The 20,112-nt window shown below is 46.1% G+C and carries 19 protein-coding genes; 18 read left to right on the forward strand and 1 reads right to left on the reverse strand.

Features of this window, described 5'->3' with window-relative positions:
• Window positions 1-35: 35 nt before the first annotated feature.
• The 9 genes from BMW61_RS21800 (at window position 36) to thiI (ending at window position 10,407) form a co-directional block, all read left to right on the forward strand.
• Window positions 36-692, forward strand: a complete 657-nt coding sequence (locus BMW61_RS21800; RefSeq protein WP_175475098.1) for a DUF6465 family protein — start codon at window positions 36-38, stop codon at window positions 690-692.
• Between the two features lie 202 nt (window positions 693-894).
• Window positions 895-1,926, forward strand: a complete 1,032-nt coding sequence (gene hrcA / locus BMW61_RS04335) for a heat-inducible transcriptional repressor HrcA (RefSeq protein ID WP_044959000.1) — start codon at window positions 895-897, stop codon at window positions 1,924-1,926.
• Window positions 1,927-1,945: 19 nt separating this feature from the next.
• Window positions 1,946-2,626 (forward strand): nucleotide exchange factor GrpE, encoded by a 681-nt coding sequence (gene grpE / locus BMW61_RS04340; RefSeq protein ID WP_242829918.1) that lies wholly within the window; start codon window positions 1,946-1,948, stop codon window positions 2,624-2,626.
• Window positions 2,627-2,737: 111 nt separating this feature from the next.
• A complete protein-coding gene (dnaK, locus tag BMW61_RS04345; protein WP_022760368.1) occupies window positions 2,738-4,618 on the forward strand; it encodes a molecular chaperone DnaK in 1,881 nt (626 codons plus the stop codon).
• Window positions 4,619-4,811: 193 nt separating this feature from the next.
• Window positions 4,812-5,990 (forward strand): molecular chaperone DnaJ, encoded by a 1,179-nt coding sequence (gene dnaJ, locus BMW61_RS04350; RefSeq protein ID WP_022760367.1) that lies wholly within the window; start codon window positions 4,812-4,814, stop codon window positions 5,988-5,990.
• 100 nt (window positions 5,991-6,090) lie between these two features.
• Window positions 6,091-7,152 (forward strand): 50S ribosomal protein L11 methyltransferase, encoded by a 1,062-nt coding sequence (locus BMW61_RS04355; RefSeq protein ID WP_091820010.1) that lies wholly within the window; start codon window positions 6,091-6,093, stop codon window positions 7,150-7,152.
• Window positions 7,153-7,159: 7 nt separating this feature from the next.
• Window positions 7,160-7,918 (forward strand): RsmE family RNA methyltransferase, encoded by a 759-nt coding sequence (locus BMW61_RS04360; RefSeq protein ID WP_091820011.1) that lies wholly within the window; start codon window positions 7,160-7,162, stop codon window positions 7,916-7,918.
• A 74-nt stretch (window positions 7,919-7,992) separates the two neighbouring features.
• Window positions 7,993-9,201: a cysteine desulfurase family protein gene (locus tag BMW61_RS04365; protein WP_091820133.1), complete on the forward strand. Its 1,209-nt coding sequence runs from the start codon at window positions 7,993-7,995 to the stop codon at window positions 9,199-9,201.
• A gap of 3 nt (window positions 9,202-9,204) precedes the next feature.
• Complete coding sequence (gene thiI, locus BMW61_RS04370; protein WP_022760363.1) at window positions 9,205-10,407, forward strand: tRNA uracil 4-sulfurtransferase ThiI; 1,203 nt, start codon at window positions 9,205-9,207, stop codon at window positions 10,405-10,407.
• 117 nt (window positions 10,408-10,524) lie between these two features.
• Here thiI and BMW61_RS04375 read toward each other — a convergent pair whose 3' ends face one another.
• Window positions 10,525-10,755, reverse strand: coding sequence for an HPr family phosphocarrier protein (locus BMW61_RS04375; RefSeq protein WP_022760362.1), 231 nt, complete (start codon window positions 10,753-10,755; stop codon window positions 10,525-10,527).
• Between the two features lie 89 nt (window positions 10,756-10,844).
• On the opposite strand from BMW61_RS04375, the gene mtaB reads away from it, so the two are divergent.
• The 9 genes from mtaB (at window position 10,845) to BMW61_RS04420 (ending at window position 19,848) form a co-directional block, all read left to right on the forward strand.
• A complete protein-coding gene (mtaB, locus tag BMW61_RS04380) occupies window positions 10,845-12,194 on the forward strand; it encodes a tRNA (N(6)-L-threonylcarbamoyladenosine(37)-C(2))-methylthiotransferase MtaB (RefSeq protein ID WP_091820012.1) in 1,350 nt (449 codons plus the stop codon).
• A gap of 82 nt (window positions 12,195-12,276) precedes the next feature.
• Window positions 12,277-12,552, forward strand: coding sequence for an IreB family regulatory phosphoprotein (locus BMW61_RS04385; protein ID WP_026498337.1), 276 nt, complete (start codon window positions 12,277-12,279; stop codon window positions 12,550-12,552).
• Window positions 12,552-12,986 (forward strand): Holliday junction resolvase RuvX, encoded by a 435-nt coding sequence (gene ruvX / locus BMW61_RS04390; RefSeq protein WP_022760359.1) that lies wholly within the window; start codon window positions 12,552-12,554, stop codon window positions 12,984-12,986. The genes BMW61_RS04385 and ruvX overlap by 1 nt, the downstream gene beginning before the upstream one ends.
• A gap of 3 nt (window positions 12,987-12,989) precedes the next feature.
• Window positions 12,990-13,250 carry a DUF1292 domain-containing protein gene (locus BMW61_RS04395; RefSeq protein WP_022760358.1) on the forward strand — a complete coding sequence of 87 codons (261 nt, stop codon included), beginning with the start codon at window positions 12,990-12,992 and terminating at the stop codon, window positions 13,248-13,250.
• Between the two features lie 120 nt (window positions 13,251-13,370).
• A complete protein-coding gene (locus BMW61_RS04400; RefSeq protein WP_022760357.1) occupies window positions 13,371-15,053 on the forward strand; it encodes a ribonuclease J in 1,683 nt (560 codons plus the stop codon).
• 18 nt (window positions 15,054-15,071) lie between these two features.
• Window positions 15,072-15,470, forward strand: a complete 399-nt coding sequence (locus BMW61_RS04405; protein WP_091820013.1) for an endolytic transglycosylase MltG — start codon at window positions 15,072-15,074, stop codon at window positions 15,468-15,470.
• Window positions 15,460-16,101 carry an O-methyltransferase gene (locus tag BMW61_RS04410; protein ID WP_091820014.1) on the forward strand — a complete coding sequence of 214 codons (642 nt, stop codon included), beginning with the start codon at window positions 15,460-15,462 and terminating at the stop codon, window positions 16,099-16,101. Before BMW61_RS04405 ends, BMW61_RS04410 begins: the two co-directional genes overlap by 11 nt.
• Window positions 16,102-16,187: 86 nt before the next feature.
• The gene (locus BMW61_RS04415) at window positions 16,188-17,444 is read left to right on the forward strand and encodes a peptidase U32 family protein (RefSeq protein WP_026498335.1); all 1,257 of its coding nucleotides are present in this window, start codon (window positions 16,188-16,190) and stop codon (window positions 17,442-17,444) included.
• 292 nt (window positions 17,445-17,736) lie between these two features.
• Complete coding sequence (locus BMW61_RS04420; RefSeq protein ID WP_091820016.1) at window positions 17,737-19,848, forward strand: glutamine synthetase III family protein; 2,112 nt, start codon at window positions 17,737-17,739, stop codon at window positions 19,846-19,848.
• Window positions 19,849-20,112 lie beyond the last annotated feature (264 nt).

Consider the following 20,112-nt stretch of genomic DNA (forward strand, 5'->3'; position numbering starts at 1 on the left):
CATAACACGCGTTCCTTACGGAAAGAGAGGGAGATATGGCTGAAGACAAGTTGAGAGAAGCAGCTTTAAAGCCGATTGCGACTATCAAGAAACCGGTAATTGCTGCAGAAAAGAAGGATGAAGTAAAGCCTGCTGAGGCAGAGGCACCTAAGGCTGAGGAGAAGAAGGCTACAGCAGCTAAGAAGCCTGCAGCAAAGAAGGCAGCAGCAAAGAAGCCCGCAGCAAAGAAGGCTACAGCAACTAAGGCAGCAGCTAAGAAGACTGAGACCAAGGCAGCTGATAAGAAGGAAGAGAAGAAGCCTGCAGCAAAGAAGGCAGCACCTGCTAAAAAGGCTACAGCAACCAAGGCAGCAGCCAAGAAGACTGAGACTAAGGCAGCAGCTAAGCCCGCAGCTAAGAAGCCTGCAGCAAAGAAAGCTACAGCAGCAAAGAAAGCTACAGCAGCTAAGAAGCCCGCAGCAAAGAAGACAACAGCTGCAAAGGCTCCTGCAACAAAGACAAATATCGTTCTTCAGTATGCTGATAAGAGCGTTACATATGACACCTTTATCGAGAATGCCAAGAATGTATGGCAGTATGATATGGGAAGAAAAGTTTCCGAGATCAAGACTCTTGAGCTTTATGTAAAGCCCGAAGAGGAAAGAGTATACTTCGTTGTTAACGGCGAGGTTCATGCTGATTTTGGGATGTGATAAACAAGGATGGAAGGTCCCGGCCTGGCAAGCTTGCTTGCTGCAGGCCGGGACTTTATCACATATATGTAGATTATTCGTCCCCAGGGAGAAATCCTTGGGGTTTTTTATTGACATTAATAATTTATAGTGGTAATTTATTCTCAGAAGATGTTAGCACTCAATGACGTTGAGTGCTAACACATCAAAAAGGAGGTTTGTGATGCAACTGGATGACAGAAAAAAGAAAATACTGCATGCAATTGTTCGCAATTACCTCGAGACAGGCGAGCCGGTGGGCAGTAGGACGATTTCCAAGTACACGGATCTTAATCTCAGTTCGGCTACCATCAGAAACGAGATGGCGGATCTTGAGGAGATGGGACTTATATTGCAGCCTCATACTTCCGCGGGACGTATTCCGTCAGATCAGGGCTACAGAGTTTATGTAGATGAGATGCTCGCTGAGAAGGAACAGGAAGTTGAGAACATGAAGGAGATGCTTCTTGATAAAGAAGAGAAGCTTGAGAAGCTCCTTAAGCAGGTTGCCAAGACCCTGGCGGTTGATACCAACTACGCTTCAATGATCTCAGCACCCATGATCAGAAGGAATAAGCTGAAATTCGTACAGCTTTCCAGAGTGGATGAGGAACACATTCTTACCACTATAGTAATAGAAGGAAACGTAATTAAGAACCGAATGGTTGAGGTGGAGCAGGAGCTTTCCGAAGCGGATATGCTTAAGCTCAATATCCTGCTTAATACCAGACTTGCAGGACTTTCCGTAGAGGACATTAACCTCGGACTTATAACTGCGATGAAGCAGGAGGCGGGTATCCACAGCGAGATAATCGACAAGATACTCGATACAGCCGGAGATGCCATTACGGAGGATGAGGACCTTCAGATTTACACCAGCGGTGCGAACAACATTTTCAGATATCCCGAGCTTGCTGATAAGGAGAGAGCAAGTGACCTCATAACCACTTTTGAGGATAAGAGCGATCTTACAAGTATCGTTGAGAATGCGCTTCAGTCCTCCTCAGAGGAGACAGGTATACAGGTTTACATCGGTAATGAGTCTCCGGTTCAGTCCATGAAGGATTGCAGCGTTGTAACAGCGACCTACGATCTCGGAGAGGGCATGAGAGGAACGGTAGGAGTTATCGGACCTAAGCGAATGGATTACGACAAAGTTGTCGGAGCACTTAAGAATATGATGAGAGCTCTGGATGATTTATATAAAAAAGAATAGAACCATAAGGAGTATTTAAGTGAGTAAGGAAGTTAAGAAGGATACAAATACAGTGTCCGGTAAGAAAACTGCAAAGGAACTTCAGCAGGAAGTTGCCGAGAAGGCTAAAAAGGTAGCTGATGCAGCAAACAAGGTTGCCGAGGCCGCAGAGGAAGAGGCTGCCGAAGCTGTAGCAGAGGCTGCTGAGAGCGTAGAAGGTGCCGAGAACACTGAAAACGCCGAGGGTGAGAAGAAAGGTCTTTTCGGTAAAAAGGAAAAGAAGAACCCTTACAAAGAAAAATTTGAAGAGATGCAGGATAAGTACATGCGCCAGCTTGCTGAGTTTGAGAACTTCAGAACAAGAACCGACAGAGAAAAGGCGCAGATGTTCAACCAGGGAGCATCCAGTGTACTTGAGAAAATTCTCCCTGTTGTAGATAACTTCGAAAGAGGACTTGCTGCTGTCCCTGAAGAAGAGAAGAATTCCGCTTTTGCAGACGGAATGAATATGATATACAAGCAGCTTATGAAGCAGATTGAGGATCTTGGTGTAACTCCCATCGAAGCCGTTGGAAAGGAATTTGATCCTAATTTCCACAACGCTGTAATGCAGGTTGAGAGCGAAGATGTCGAGGAAGGATTCGTGGCACAGGAGCTTCAGAAGGGTTATATGTATCACGACACAGTGCTCAGACACAGCATGGTTGCCGTTGCGAAGTAATATATAGAACAATTTTACAAGAAATGCCACCTCAAATAAGCCTTCTCCCTTGGGAGAAGGTGGCACGAAGTGCCGGATGAGGGGTCTTGAAATTAAACGGAGGAAAATAAAATGAGTAAGATCATAGGTATCGATTTAGGAACAACCAACAGCTGCGTAGCTGTTATGGAAGGTGGTCAGCCCACCGTTATCGCTAACGCTGAGGGTGCAAGAACAACACCTTCAATTGTAGCTTTCACAAAGAATGGCGAGCGTCTCGTAGGTGAGCCCGCTAAGCGTCAGGCAGTAACAAACGCTGAGAACACAATCTCATCAATCAAGAGAGATATGGGTACAGACAACGGCCGCACAATCGACGGCAAGAAGTATTCACCTCAGCAGATTTCAGCTATGATTCTCCAGAAGCTGAAGGCAGACGCAGAACAGTATCTCGGCGAAAAAGTAACAGAGGCAGTAATCACAGTTCCCGCATACTTCAATGACGCACAGCGTCAGGCTACAAAGGATGCAGGTAAGATTGCAGGTCTTGAAGTAAAGCGTATTATCAACGAGCCTACAGCAGCAGCTCTTGCTTACGGTCTTGATAACGAAAAAGAGCAGAAGATCATGGTATACGACCTTGGTGGTGGTACCTTCGACGTATCAATCATCGATATAGGTGACGGTGTTATCGAAGTTCTTTCAACAAACGGTGACACACACCTCGGTGGTGACGACTTTGACCAGAAGATCATCGACTGGATGGTATCTGAGTTCAAGGCTAAGGAAGGCGTAGACCTTTCAAGCGATAAGATGGCTATGCAGAGACTTAAGGAAGCAGCTGAGAAGGCTAAGAAGGAACTTTCTTCTTCCACAACAACCAACATCAACCTTCCTTTCATCACAGCTACAGCAGAAGGCCCCAAGCACTTTGATATGGATCTCACAAGAGCTAAGTTCGAGGAGCTTATCCACGACCTCGTAGAGAGAAGTGCTATTCCGGTACAGAACGCTATGAAGGATGCAGGCCTTAACTATTCAGACCTTGGAAAAGTTCTCCTTGTAGGTGGTTCAACACGTGTTCCCTGCGTAGTTGAGAAGGTTAAGCAGCTCACAGGACATGAGCCGTCAAAGAACCTTAATCCCGATGAGTGCGTAGCAGTAGGTGCAGGTATCCAGGGTGGTAAACTTGCAGGCGATACAGGTGCAGGCGATATCCTTCTTCTTGATGTAACACCTCTTTCACTTTCAATCGAGACAATGGGTGGTGTTGCTACAAGACTTATCGAGCGTAACACAACTATTCCTACAAAGAAGAGCCAGGTATTCTCAACTGCAGCTGATAACCAGACAGCCGTTGATATCAACGTTCTTCAGGGTGAGAGACAGTTCGCTAAGGACAACAAGTCACTCGGACAGTTCCGTCTTGATGGAATCCCTCCGGCAATGAGAGGTGTTCCGCAGATCGAGGTTACATTTGATATCGATGCAAACGGTATCGTTAACGTATCCGCTAAGGATCTTGGAACAGGTAAAGAGCAGCACATCACAATCACAGCTGGCTCCAACATGTCTGACGAGGATATCGATAAGGCTATCAAGGAAGCTGCTGAGTACGAAGCTCAGGATAAGAAGCGTAAGGAAGGCATTGACGCTAGAAACGAAGCTGATTCCTTCGTATTCCAGACAGAGAAGGCTATTCAGGAAGTTGGCGACAAGATCGATCCTTCTCAGAAGCAGACTGTAGAGGATGACCTCAAGGCTCTCAAGGATACTCTTGAGCAGACTAAGGATCGTGAGCTTACAGACAGCGAGATCGACACAATCAAGAGCCAGAAGGAGAAACTCATGACTGATGCTCAGGCTCTCTTCGCTAAGGTTTATGAGAGTGCTCAGGGCGCAGCAGGTGCTCAGGGTGCAGGCCCTGACATGAGCGGCATGGGCGGCTCAGCTCAGAGCTCAGATGCAGGTAATGCAGACGACGTAGTTGACGGCGACTATAGGGAAGTTTAAAACCCATAGCCTTCCCCCTGGGGGCGCTCGACGTCCGGGGGACGTCGGTTTAGCGCGGACCGAAGCGGAGCGTAGACAGGTGGCGCGAAGCGCCGGATGAGGGGTTTATAAAAGTTTAATAATTTAATGATTGCTAATGCCCAATACATCAGATAAGATGTATTGGGCAATTAGCGTAAATTAGGAGAGACACATGGCAGATCAGAAGCGCGATTATTACGAGGTCCTTGGAGTTAGCAAGGGAGCCAGTGATGATGAAATAAAAAAAGCATACCGTGTGCTTGCAAAGAAGTACCATCCGGATATGAACCCCGGAGATGCAGCTGCAGCAGACAAGTTCAAGGAGGCATCCGAGGCGTATGCGGTTTTGAGCGATCCTGAGAAGAGACGTCAGTATGATCAGTTCGGTCACGCTGCATTTGAGGGCGGTGCCGGCGGATATGGCGGATTCGACTTCGGTGGAGCAGACTTTGGCGATATATTCGGTGATATATTCGGAGATTTCTTCGGAGGTGGCAGAAGGAGCCAGGGTGCGAGGAGCGGCCCTGCAAAGGGAGCAAATATTCGTGCCAGCGTTCGTATAACCTTTGAGGAAGCAGTTTTCGGATGTGAGAAGGAACTGGAACTTAGACTTAAGGATCCCTGCCCGACCTGTAAGGGAACCGGTGCTAAGCCGGGAACAACAGCTCAGATGTGTCCCAAGTGCGGTGGTAAAGGTCAGGTTGTATTCACACAGCAGTCCTTCTTCGGCACAGTCAGAAATGTTCAGACATGTCCCGACTGTAACGGAAGCGGTAAGGTAATTAAGGATAAGTGTACCGATTGCGGCGGAACAGGATATGTTGCAAGCAACAAGAGAATTCAGGTTTCAATCCCCGCAGGTATTGATAACGGACAGAGCGTTCGTATCCGTGAAAAGGGTGAGCCCGGCAGAAACGGCGGACCGAGAGGAGATCTTCTTGTAGAGGTTATCGTACAGGATCATCCTATTTTCCAGAGACAGGATTATGATATTTTCTCAACAGTTCCTATGTCTTATGCAATAGCTGCACTCGGCGGAACGGTTGCTATTGATACCGTTGACGGTAAGGTGCTCTATGATGTTAAGGCAGGTACTCAGACAGATACGAGAGTAAGACTTCGCGGAAAGGGTGTTCCGACACTCAGGAACAAGGATGTAAGAGGTGACCACTATGTTACTCTTGTAGTTCAGGTTCCGGATAAGCTTTCCAAGGAAGCGAAGGAGCTCCTTAAGCAGTTTGATGAGAAGACCGGAGACAGCTTGCATGCTGCCGACAGCATTTCCGGAGATAAGGATGGAAATGATGATGGCGGTAAGAAAAAGGGCGGATTTTTCGGTAAGAAGAAATAAAACATAATTACAGAGCGGGGAGTACAAGCTCCCCGCTATTTCTGTTATTGTACTTATATATACTTTTCCTGAAAATAGATTAGAAAAACGGAGTAAAACTATGAAGTGGATGCGTTTTAGAATCAGAACAAACGAAGAGTCAGAGGATATCATTGTCAGCAGTATGATGGATATCGGTCTTGAAGGTGCGCAGATAGAGGATAATGCCCCTCTCACAGCTGCCGACAAGGAGCAGATGTTTACGGATGATCTTCAGGATGCGGATGATGAGGAGACAGGTGTTGACAGCTGCGCGGTAATAGCTCCGGGTGAGGAGGGTGTTGCATATCTGAACTTTTTTCTCGAAGTCGACGACGACAATATGCTGACCGTCCACGAGTATGATGATAACGGTGAAGAGGTTGAAATAAAGAAGACTCCCGATCAGATAAAGCAGGAGATTAGGGGAGTTCTCGATGAGCTTTCAAGCTTTTCCGATATAGGCGACGGAACGATTTCCGTTGATGTGACTGAGGATATCGACTGGATTAACAACTGGAAGCAGTATTTCCATAAGTTCCTGGTGGATGATGTTCTGGTAATTCCTTCCTGGGAGACTCCCGACGAGGAGGATAAGAAAAAAGCGAACATCACACTTCATATTGATCCCGGAACCGCGTTTGGTACAGGAATGCACGAGACCACTCAGCTTTGCATAAGGGCTCTTAGGAAATATATGACTCCCGAAGCAGAGGTGCTCGACATCGGAACCGGAAGCGGAGTGCTATCCATTCTTGCAATGAAATTCGGAGCAGGCCACTGCGTCGGAACAGACCTTGATCCCTGCTCAGAGCCGGCAGTAGATGATAATAAGAAAAACAACGACATCGCAGATAAGGATTTTGACCTTATAATCGGAAACATTATAGATGATGAGAAGGTTCAGGAAGAGGTTGGCAAGGAGAAGTATGACATCGTCGTAGCCAATATCCTTCCCTACGTTCTTGTTCCGCTCACACCCATCGTTCCCGGCCTTCTGAAAACCGGCGGCATTTACATTACCTCCGGAATCATTGAAGCCAAGGAAGATGTTATCAGAAAGGCTCACGAGGACGCCGGCCTTGATATTATCGAGGTCTGCAAGCAGGGCGAGTGGGTCAGTGTGATTTCCAAGAAGAATTGAGGGGCCTATGTACCATTTTTTTACAAGCAGCACCCAACTTATAGACAACCAAAAAAGAATAGTAATCACAGGCGATGACTATAATCATATGGTCAATGTCCTTAGGATGAAACCGGGCGAGGAATTCTCGGTAAGCCTGATGGATGAGGACGCCGCCGATCAGAAGGAATACAGATTCGGCATCGAATCGATCTCCGACACCGAACTTATCGGGGAACTGCGCTTCATTAAGGAATCCGGCGCAGAGCTTCCTTCTAAGATATATCTGTTCCAGGGACTTCCCAAGGCGGACAAGATGGAACTCATAATCCAGAAGGCCGTGGAGCTTGGTGCTTTTGAGATAATACCGGTTTCCATGAAAAGAAGCGTTGTGAAGCTCGATGAAAAGCGCGCGGCGAATAAAATTAAGAGATGGAATGCCATATCGGAAGCCGCTGCTAAGCAGAGTAAGCGCGGAGTTATACCCGAGGTTAAAGCGCCCATGACCTTCAAGGAAGCAGTTAAATATGCTGAGAGTCTTGATGTGAAGCTTCTTCCCTATGAGATGGCAGAGGGCATGGAATACACCAGGGAAGTCATCGATTCGATTGAGCCAGGACAGAGCATCGGAATATTCGTCGGACCTGAGGGCGGCTTCGCCGATGAAGAGGTAAGCTATGCCGGTGAGGCAGGTTTTAAGACCATCACCATGGGCAAGCGCATTTTGCGCACAGAAACCGCAGGCTTTACAATGCTCGCATGGTTAATGTATAATCTTGAAGTTTGAATACAATGCTATGCCTTCTTCTAGGGGAGAAGGTGTCAGCGAAGCTGACGGATGAGGGGAATGAAAGGCAAACAATGGAAATATATTTAGATAATTCCGCCACTACGCGCGTTTATGACGACGTGGCGAAGCTGACTCTCCAAATGATGACCGAGGATTACGGTAATCCTTCCAGCATGCATCACAAGGGAGTTGTGGCAGAACAATTTGTAAAGGAAGCAACAGAGAAAATTGCAAAGACTCTCAAGGCGAAGCCGAAGGAAATACTTTTCACTTCAGGCGGCACAGAGTCCGATAATACAGCCATAATCGGCGGAGCAATGGCTCATCACAGAGAGGGGAAGCACCTCATCACCACAAGCGTTGAGCATCCGGCAATCCTGAACTCCATGAAGTATCTTGAGGATCAGGGCTTTGAGGTGACTTACCTTGGCGTCAATGAGAAGGGCGTCATAGACCTTGATGAGCTTAAGAATTCTATCAGAGAGGACACTATCCTTGTCTCAATCATGGCGGTCAACAATGAGCTTGGCTCAGTGATGCCTCTTGAGGAAGCAGGAAAAATCATTCATGCGGCTAATCCCAAGATTCTATTCCATGTGGACGCCGTTCAGGGATACGGGAAACAGATGATTATTCCCAAGAACCTCGGAATAGATATGATGTCCGTCAGCGGTCATAAGATACACGGTCCCAAGGGCATCGGCTTTTTATATGTAAGAGACGGAGTTCGAATTCTTCCCATAAGCTACGGCGGCGGCCAGCAGGGCGGCATGCGCTCGGGTACACTGAACGTTCCCGGAATTGTTGGACTTGGCAGAGCAGCGCAGGAGATTTACAAGGGTTTTGATGAAAAAATAGAGACTCTCTATGCTCGCAAAAAGCAGCTTATTACAGGCCTTGCAGGGGCTCTTCAGGATATAAGGATTAACGGACTTGATACCTCGGAAAAGCGCATTTACGATTTTTCAGAGGACGAGCTGACAGAAGCTATCGGGGAGACAGCTCCGCATATCATCAGTGTGTCTGTTAAAGGCGTGAGGGCAGAGGTGTTGCTCCATGCCCTGGAGGATAAGGAGATTTACGTATCAGCGGGAAGCGCCTGCTCGTCAAGTCACCCTTCAGTATCCGGTACCTTAAAGGCTATCGGGATTTCCAAGGATTTCTACGGAAGCACCGTCAGAATCAGCATGTCGGAACTTACGACTAAGGAAGAGATTGATACCACAGTGAAAGCATTTGCCGAGATAGTGCCTATGCTCAGACAGTTTTCAAGGAGATAAACCATGCAGTACCATGCATTTATAATTAAGTACGCAGAGATAGGAATTAAGGGTAAGAACAGATACCTCTTCGAGGAGGCGCTGGTAAAACAGATGGAGCGCGTTCTTGAAAAGTGCGAGGGTGAGTTCAGCATTTTCAGGGTTTCCGGAAGAATTTACTTAAATGCGAAGGGCTTTGACTTTGATGAGACAGTGGCTGCTCTTCAGACAGTGTTCGGAATCACCGGAATTTGTCCCGCTGTATGCATCGAGAGGGACGGAGATGGAAAGCTTCCCGATATTAACGGCTTGTCAGCTGAGGTTATAAAGTTCCTTGACGGAGTTTATCCGGATAAAAACAAGACCTTCAAGATTAAGTGCAGACGAGTGGATAAGACCTATCCTCTTGATTCGATGGAGGCAGCAGCCGAAATCGGCGCACAGGTACTTGATGCATTCCCGGAGATGAAGGTTGATGTCAGAGAGCCCGATATTCTCGTAAGTGTCGAGATCCGTGAGAAGGTTAATATATACTCCGAGATCATTCCCGGTCCCGGCGGAATGCCGATAGGAACCAGCGGCAAGGCTTGCCTTCTTCTTTCAGGCGGTATCGATTCTCCCGTTGCGGGCTACATGATCGCAAAGCGCGGTGCCGAGATTGAGGCGGTTTATTTCAATGCTCCGCCTTATACAAGTGAGAGAGCAAAGCAGAAGGTTGTTGACCTTGCTAAGGTTATCGCGAGATTTACGGGGAAAGTCAGACTTCACGTTATCAACTTTACCGATATTCAGATGTATATCTATAAGCAGTGTCCGCACGATGAGCTTACTATCATCATGCGCAGATATATGATGAGAATTGCAGATACAATTGCAGCTCAGAATAAGTGCATGGGACTTGTAACCGGTGAGAGTATCGGGCAGGTTGCATCACAGACTATGGAGAGCCTTATGGCGACCAACGAGGTTGTAACGGATATGCCTGTATACAGACCTTTGATCGCATTTGATAAGCAGGATATTGTTGATATTTCACTGAAAATTGATGCCTATGAGACTTCGATACTTCCTTACGAGGATTGCTGTACAATTTTCGTGGCAAAGCATCCCGTAACAAAGCCGAGGCTTGAGGTTATCAGGGCTCATGAGCACAGACTTGATGAGAAGATTGATGAACTGGTGCAGACCGCACTGGATACGGATGAGATAATTGTGTTAGAGGCATAAAACCCCTCATCCGTCAGCTTCGCTGACACCTTCCCCCCAGGGGGAAGGCAAGGGACCAGAAGGCTATTAATCTAAAAAAACCTGCGACGCTGTCGCAGGTTTCAGTAGATTTTAAAATTAGATCATGTAAGGCTTTAAGATTGAAAGCACTTCATCGGCGCCGTCTTCAGCATGGATGTTAAGATCAATCGGCTTAGAAAGATCAAGTGAGAAAATACCCATGATGGACTTTGCGTCAATTACATATCTACCGGATACAAGGTCGAAATCATAATCGAACTTTGTAATATCGTTTACAAAAGACTTAACCTTATCGATAGAATTTAAAGAAATTTTTACGGTTTTCATTGCGCAAATACCTCCTTCTTTTCTTCATGATAAACGGAAGGACGTTAAAAGTCAATGATATAATACGTCAAAATTAGCGGAGGTTTAATATGAAAAGTGTCGCCTTACACAGTCTCGGTTGTAAAGTAAACCGATATGAGACAGATGTTATGGGGCAAAAGTTACAAGAGAGCGGATACAATATTGTTACATTTGATGAGAAGGCAGATGTGTATATCATCAATACCTGTTCTGTTACCTCGATCGCGGATCATAAGAGCAGGCAGATGCTCCACAGGGCTAAGAGGAAGAACCCCGAGGCCGTGGTTGTGGCATGCGGATGTTATGTTGAGACTGATAAAGAGGGTGTGAAGGCCGATGACAGCATCGATCTTATTGTCGGAAACAATAAGAAGGCAGAAATAGTCGAGATTTTAAGGGACTATTTTGATAAGAAAGAAGAACAGACCGGTCTTAAGGTGGATAAGCTTCTTGGCGGCGAGAGCATGACTGAGATTAACGATCCTGCGCAGGAATATGAGCGCATGGAATTAAAAAGCATGCCCGGGCACACAAGAGCCTATATTAAGATTCAGGACGGCTGTAACCAGTTCTGCAGCTACTGCATAATTCCTTATGCAAGAGGGCGCATCAGGAGCAGGGATGAGGCTGAGATTCTGTGTGAGGTCAGGAAGCTTGCGGCTGATGGCTGCAGGGAGATAGTTCTCACCGGAATACATATCAGCTCCTATGGCCTTGATAAGGGAGAATCAGCGCTGCTTTCACTTTTACAAAAGCTCAATGATATAGAAGGCATCGACAGAATAAGACTTAGTTCCCTTGAACCCCGCATTATCACTGAGGAGATGGCGGAAGGTATGGCGGCGCTTCCCAAGGTTTGTCCGCATTTCCACCTCTCACTTCAAAGCGGCAGCAATGACACCCTTAAGCGCATGAACAGACATTACAGCGCTGAGGAATATGCCGAGAGCGTACGTCTTTTGAGGAAGGTTTACGATAAGCCCGCAATAACGACGGATATTATCGTTGGATTCCCCGGTGAAACAAAGGAGACCTTCGAGGAGAGCAGGAAGTTCGCAGAGGATATCGATTTTTATGAGATGCACGTGTTCAAATACTCTCCGAGAAAGGGCACAGTGGCTGCCAAGATGGAGGATCAGCTGACTGACAGGGAAAAGACCGCAAGAAGTAATGTTCTTCTCACAATGACCAAAGAGCAGTCAAAACGCTACAGAGAGAGCTTTATAGGAGCTACGGAGAAGGTGCTCTGGGAGGACTTTGAAACCATTGACGGCAAGGAATATCTGATAGGTCTAACCACTAGATACATCAGGATTGCGGTGCCGAAGGATAAAGCTGAGGAGCTCGGAATAAAGTCCGGAGATATAACGGAGCACACGTTTAATAGTTTCTTAAGAGACGATACATTGCTTATTTAGGCTTTATGCGTTATGATAAAATCAAGTATGTGCCGATATTGATGGAGAAAAAGGCGCAATTTTAATATGTGAGGATAGCTATATGTCTGATACTAATCTTGGAAATACACAATTTTTTAAAGTAGATGTTGATCCTGAGACAGGGGTCAAGAAGGTTCTCTCCGTTGTATATGAGGCGCTTCTGGAGAAGGGGTACAATCCGGTAAACCAGATCGTCGGATATATCATGTCCGGAGATCCTACATATATTACGAGCCATATGGGCGCCAGAAGTCTTATTATGAAGGTTGAGCGTGATGAGCTTGTGGAAGAGATGCTCACGGAGTATATAAAGAATAATAACTGGTCCAGAAAATAATGCGAATAATGGGATTGGATTACGGATCAAGGACTGTGGGCGTTGCTCTTAGTGATGAGCTTTTGATGACGGCACAGGCCAAAGAGATTATCCGTAGAAAAGAAGAGAATAAGCTTCGTAAAACACTGGCTAGAATTGAAGAGCTGATTCAGGAGTACAAGGTTGAGCTTATAGTTTTGGGGTTGCCTTTGCACATGGATCAGTCTGAATCTGTGCGCTCAGGTTTATCCTTGGAGTTTAAGGAGAAGCTCGAGAGACGCACATCTCTTCCCGTGATCATGTGGGATGAGAGGCTTACTACTGTTGAAGCCGACGCTATAATGGACGAGGTTGGAATTAAAAAAGCAGACCGCAAGGAGTATGTGGATATGATCGCAGCTCAGATCATTTTACAGGACTACCTTGATAACAGGGATAAAGAGGTAAAAGAGTAATAAATGGAAAAAATAACATTTCGTCCCGAAGGTGAGGAGCCGGTGGATTTTTTTGTTTTGGAACAGACTGTGATAGGTGCCAAATCCTACATTCTTGTGACTGATGTCGAGGATGGAGACGGCGAGGCGCTGATACTTCGCGATGATTCAGCTGAGGGTGAAACCGAGGCTAATTATACAATTGTAGATGATGACAGTGAGCTTGAAGCAGTTGCTGTTGTTTTCAGAAAACTTCTTGAAGAAGATGATATAGGACTCGATTGATCCGGGGATTTAATCCGTGAATCGCTTTATACCGGTAGTTCAGGACTGGGGAAAAGACCGGCAGGCTCAGATCATGGGATTATCTTTTCGGCCATCGAAACAATTTTGGAGGAAAACTGATTGAATAAAAAGAATACTAATAAATCCGCGTCAGGGCTTCAGGTTATACCGCTTGGAGGCCTTGAGCAGATTGGAATGAACATTACTGCCTTCAGATATGAGGACAGTATTATTGTAGTGGATTGCGGTTTGTCATTCCCCGATGATGATATGCTGGGAATCGACCTGGTAATCCCCGACATTACTTATCTTAAGAACAACATTGATAAAATAAAGGGCTTTGTGATAACTCACGGACATGAGGATCATATCGGTGCGCTTCCCTATGTACTTAAAGAGATAGGGGTTCCGATTTACGCCACAAGGCTTACAATGGGCATCATTGAGCATAAGCTTGAAGAGCACGGACTTTTAAAGAAGGTCAGAAGAAAGGTTGTTAAATTCGGACAGTCCATCAACCTTGGAGATTTCAGAGTTGAGTTTATTCGCACCAACCATTCGATTGTTGATGCGGCTGCACTTGCTATATATTCACCTGCAGGAATCGTGGTTCACACCGGTGACTTCAAGGTGGATTATACTCCTGTTTTCGGAGATCCCATTGATCTTCAGAGATTTGGAGAGATTGGTAAAAAGGGCGTTCTTGCACTTATGTGTGATTCCACCAATGCCGAGAGACCCGGATTTACGGCGTCTGAGAGAACCGTGGGTAAGACCTTCGATTCACTTTTTGAGGAGCATTCGGATTCGAGAATTATTGTCGCAACCTTTGCATCCAACGTTGACCGTGTTCAGCAGATCATAAATACTGCCTATAAATTTGGCAGGAAGGTTGTAGTCGAGGGCAGAAGTATGGTCAATATCATCGATATTGCCCAGAAGCTCGAATGCATCAAGATACCGGACAATACGCTGATTGAGATTGATCAGCTTAACAATTATCCCGATAACAAGACAGTTATTATCACAACGGGAAGCCAGGGTGAGTCCATGGCTGCTCTTAGCCGTATGGCGAGCGGACAGCACAAGAAGATAAGCATCAGACCCGGCGATACAATCATCTTTTCATCACATCCGATTCCGGGTAATGAGAAGGCGGTTACAAATATCATAAACGACCTCCTTGTGAGAGGCGCTGATGTTATTTTCCAGGATGTTCATGTTTCCGGGCATGCCTGCCAGGAGGATATAAAGCTTATCTACACACTTGTTCATCCTAAGTACGCAATTCCCGTTCACGGTGAGTACAAACATCTGATAGCCCAGAAGAACATTGCGATGGGCCTCGGAATGGATAAGGATGATATTTTCATAATAAAGTCCGGAGATATTCTGGAGCTGACCGAGGAGAAGGCCAAGGTTGTTGGAAAAGTGCCTGTAGGTACAATTCTCGTTGACGGTCTCGGTGTCGGAGACGTTGGAAATGTGGTGCTCCGTGATAGACAAAGACTTGCCGAGGATGGTATTGTAATTGTTGTGTTCGGAATAGACAGAGAAAATGCGCAGCTCGTATCAGGGCCCAGCATTGTATCCAGGGGATTCGTATACGTTAGAGAGTCCGATCAGCTGATCGAGGATGCAACGGATCTTGTGCTTGATGAGGTCACCGAGGCGCTCGACAGAAATATTACAGACTGGAATAAGCTTAAGAACATAGTTAAAGATGTTTTATCAGATTTTATCTGGAAGAAGACAAAGAGAAGACCCATGATTCTTCCTATTATCATGGATTCTAATTACTAATGACAGAAAAGAGGAACTATGGACGCAAGGGGAATAGGACTTGGAATTCTTGATACTTTAGTCAAGGTTCTGCTTGTAATAGTTGCTGTGATGCTGATAAGTAAGTATGCATCTGAGGCCTATACATACGGATACAATATTTATAATCAGGTTCCGGTTTCTAAGTATGATACCAGAACCGTGTCGGTATCGATAACGGACAGCATGTCTGTGGGAGAGATAGCGGAGCTCCTTGAAAACAGGGGAATCATCAATAACAGCAAGCTGTTTTGGCTTCAGGAGAGATTTTCGGAGTATCACGGAATGATAGCACCCGGTACCTATGAACTCAGCCCGTCAATGACGCCGGATGAGATTATAGGGATAATGAGTGCGTCTTCCATCGCAGAGAGCGAGGAGGATTCAGGTGATCAGTGATGAGAGAATAAGCACCTTCATCAATTCGCTTGATCAGGGCAATGCCCCTTTTCTTGATGAGCTTGAGAGAAAATCTCTTGCGGATGACGTGCCGATAATAAGGAAGGATACCCAGAGCCTTATAAGGTTCCTCCTTCAGATGAATCATCCGAAGAATATTCTCGAAGTCGGCTGTGCGGTGGGTTTCTCCGCACTTCTGATGGCGACCTATTCAGACGATGATACAAAGATAACCACAATAGAGAAGTTTGAAAAGCGCATACCTGTTGCTCATGCGAACTTCGATAAATATGATACAAACCATAAAATCACACTGCTTGAGGGGGATGCAGCCGATATTTTAGCGGATCTTTCCGGGCAGTATGATTTTATTTTTATGGACGCCGCAAAGGGTCAATATATCAACTTTTTGCCGGACTGCAAGAAGCTCCTCGTAAAGGGAGGACTCCTTTTGTCCGACAACGTGCTCCAGGACGGAGATGTGATGGAGTCGAGATTTGCCGTAACCAGGCGCAACCGCACTATCCACGAGAGAATGCGGGAGTACCTGTTTGCAATCAAGCACGATCCCGAGCTCCAAAGTGTTATTTTGAACGTAGGCGACGGCATGGCCATGTCGCTGAAATTGTAAACAAGCCTTCCCTGAGAGGGTAGGAAGTAGATAATATGCCTTCCCCCACTGGGGGAAGGTGGCGCGAAGCGCCGGATGAGGGTTATATGAGAGAAAAACACAAACCAGAGCTGCTAATCCCTGCCAGCAGCCTTGAAGTATTAAAAACTGCAGTAATTTTCGGAGCAGATGCCGTTTACATCGGCGGAAACTCCTTTGGCCTTCGCGCAAAGGCTAAAAACTTCAGCCACGACGATATGGCTGAGGGCATTAAGTTTGCCCATGAGCATGGAGTACATGTGCATGTAACTGCAAATATTCTTGCGCACAACGATGACCTTAAAGGGGCAGAGGAATATTTTCATGAATTAAAGGAGCTTGGACCTGACGCACTTATAATCGCAGATCCCGGCATGTTCATGATGGCAAGAAGAATTTGTCCCGAAATTGATATCCACGTATCAACTCAGGCCAATAATACAAACTACGAGACCTACAAGTTCTGGGCAGACCAGGGCGCAAAGAGAGTAGTTGCCGCAAGAGAGCTTTCTCTTAAGGAAATCAAGGAGATCCGTGAAAATATCCCCGATGATCTTGAGATTGAGAGCTTTATCCACGGCGCAATGTGCATAAGCTATTCCGGCCGCTGCCTTTTATCAAACTATTTCACGGGCCGCGATGCCAACCACGGCGAGTGTACACATCCCTGCCGCTGGAAATATGCGGTGGTTGAGGAGACAAGACCGGGAGAATACCTTCCGGTATACGAGAACGAGAGAGGTTCTTTCATTTTCAACTCCAAGGATCTGTGCATGATTGAGCATATTCCGGAGCTTGTGGATGCAGGTGTCGACAGCTGCAAGATTGAGGGCCGCATGAAAACTGCTCTTTATGTTGCAACCGTTGCCAGAACCTATCGCAAGGCTATCGATGATTATTTCGAGTCCGAAGAAAAATATCGTGAGAACATGCCCTGGTATCTTGATGAAATATCAAGATGTACCTACAGACAGTTCACCACAGGCTTCTATTTTGGCAAGCCCTCTGACGACGCCCAAATCTATGATGCAAATACTTATGTCAATGAGTATACCTACCTCGGCATCGTCGGTGAGGTCAATGAGCGCGGCCTTGCCAAGATCGAGCAGAGAAATAAGTTCTGCGTGGGCGATACCATTGAGATAATGAAGCCAGACGGACGCGACATCGAGACCAAGGTCCTCGGGATCATTAACGAAGACGGAGATGAGATGGAGAGCTGTCCTCATCCCAAGCAGGTACTTTATATCAAGCTTGATCAGGAGACCGAGAAGTACGATATCTTGAGAGTTCATACCGGTTCAAGCGAGAATATTTCGTGTTGATTTGAGTCACCGACTAATCTAAAGTTTGAATTTAGATTAGTCGGTGTTTTTATGTTGAAAGTAAATAAAAAGGCTTTTTGGGGACTTTGGTATCCATGAATTTTCAAAACAGGGATACCAAAATGAAAAGCGGTGTCATTTCAAAAGAGTCTGCTTACGGTAAAGTGCAGTTCTGCCTGCCATATTTCAAAGAATACGTGAAAGGCAAAATGTAGTTTGTGTAATTCGAACTAATATAGTACAATCATTGGCGAAATACTCTTGAATATCAAAAAATGAAAATGAGGTGTATATGAGTAAGCAGGTCATGGTTGAGGAACTTTTCGGTAAAAATGTGTTCACACTTGAGAGAATGCGCGAGCGTCTGCCCAAGAGTGTGTACAAAGAGGTCATCCAGGTCATGGAAAAGGGCGGAGATCTCTCACTGGCTTCTGCGGATGCTGTAGCAAACGCAATGAAAAACTGGGCAATGGAGCACGGTGCAACGCACTATACTCACTGGTTCCAGCCGCTTACCGGTATTACTGCCGAGAAGCACGATGCATTTATCACAAGCGCCAGAGGCGACGGACACATGATGACATCTTTTTCAGGAAAAGATCTCATTAAGGGAGAGCCGGATGCTTCATCCTTCCCTTCAGGAGGACTTCGCGCAACCTTTGAGGCAAGAGGTTATACAGCATGGGATATCACATCTCCCGCTTTCCTTAAGGAGACAGGTGCAGGCGTAACACTCTGCATACCCACCGCATTTTGTTCTTATAACGGAGAGGCTCTTGATAAAAAGACTCCCCTTCTTAGATCCATGCAGGCTGTAAGTGAGCAGGCTTTAAGGATCGTTCATCTTTTCGGCAATACTGAGGCAAAGAAAATAAATGTATCAGTTGGTCCCGAGCAGGAGTACTTCCTTGTGGACTGGAAGAAGAGCCTGCAGCGCCCCGACCTTATCTTCACGGGCCGTACACTTTTCGGAGCTCAGCCGCCCAAGGGGCAGGAGATGGAGGATCATTACTTCGGCGTAATCAGAGAGCGCGTCGGAGAGTTCATGAAGGATCTTAACAACGAGCTCTGGAAGCTCGGAGTTCCCGGAAAAACTCAGCACAACGAGGTTGCTCCCGGACAGCACGAGCTTGCCCCGATTTACGAGGAAGCTAATATCGCAGTAGATCACAACCAGATCATCATGGAGACCATGAAGAGAGTTGCGGAGCATCACAACATGAGATGTCTTTTGCACGAAAAGCCGTTCCAGGGCGTTAACGGTTCGGGTAAGCACGATAACTGGTCACTTTGCACGGATACCGGAGTTAATCTCCTTGATCCCGGTGATACACCAAATGAAAATATTCAGTTTTTGTTTGTACTTGCCTGTATAGTTAAGGCTGTCGACAGACATGCTGATATCCTTAGACAGAGCGCATCTGACGTTGGAAACGACCACCGTCTCGGTGCTGATGAGGCACCTCCGGCTATTATTTCCATGTTCCTTGGAGAGCAGCTTGAGGATGTTGTTCACCAGCTTATTGAGACAGGTGAAGCCAAGAGATCCAAGCGCGGCGGAAAGCTCAAGACAGGTGTTTCAACCCTTCCCGAATTTGAGAAGGATGCTACGGACAGAAACCGTACTTCACCCTTCGCCTTTACCGGAAATAAGTTTGAGTTCCGTATGGTTGGTTCCTCCGACTCTATGGCAAGCTCAAATACAGCGCTTAATACAATTGTTGCAGAGGCTTTCAGTGAGGCAGCAGACAGACTTGAGAAGGCTTCCGATTTTGATATGGAAGTACACGATATTATCAAGGAGTACCTGACAAAGCATCAGAGAGTAATCTTCAACGGCGACGGTTACTCCGAGGAGTGGAAGAAGGAGGCAGAGAGAAGAGGCCTTCCCAACATCCCTTCAACCATCGAGGCAGCTGAAGTCCTCACAACAAAGAAGGCAATCGATCTCTTTAAGAAGTTCGGCGTATTTACAAAGACAGAGCTGGAGGCACGTCAGGAGATTATTTTCGAGACATACTCCAAGACTATCAATATCGAAGCACTCACCATGATTGATATGGCAAGTAAGCAGATCATTCCTGCGGTTATGAAGTACGCAGGCGGGCTTGCTTCAAATATCAACGAAGTTAAGACAGCAGGCTGCGATGTTTCGGTTATGACAAGTGAACTTACAGAAGTTACAAAGCAGCTCGGAGCAATGAAGAAAGCTCTTGATAAGCTTATTAAGGAAGAGGAGAAGGCAAGAAGCATATCCGAACCCAGAAAGAGAGCATATTACTGCAAGGATAAGGTAGTTCCTGCAATGACAGCGCTCAGAACTCCCGCAGATAAGCTTGAAATGCTTGTGGATAAGAACGACTGGCCGTTCCCGACCTATGCGGATCTTCTCTTTGAAGGCTGATATAAACATATTCGCATCCCGGATAATGACAAAGCCCTATAACTAAATAGTTATAAGGTATAAAACAACAGATATTTATTTTTGTAATATTGTGCTAATTATAATACAAGCATTACAGATGCAAAGGCGTAATCTCAGTAAGAGGTTGCGCCTTTTTCTCTTATTGAAATGTATTTGTAATTTACCAATAGGAGAAAGCGGGAGGCAATATCGGAAGATAGCGGTATAACAAAAAAATTATGAGGTATAAATTAACAGGTATTT

This window comes from Butyrivibrio sp. ob235, from assembly GCF_900109475.1.
Taxonomy (GTDB): Bacteria; Bacillota; Clostridia; order Lachnospirales; family Lachnospiraceae; genus Butyrivibrio.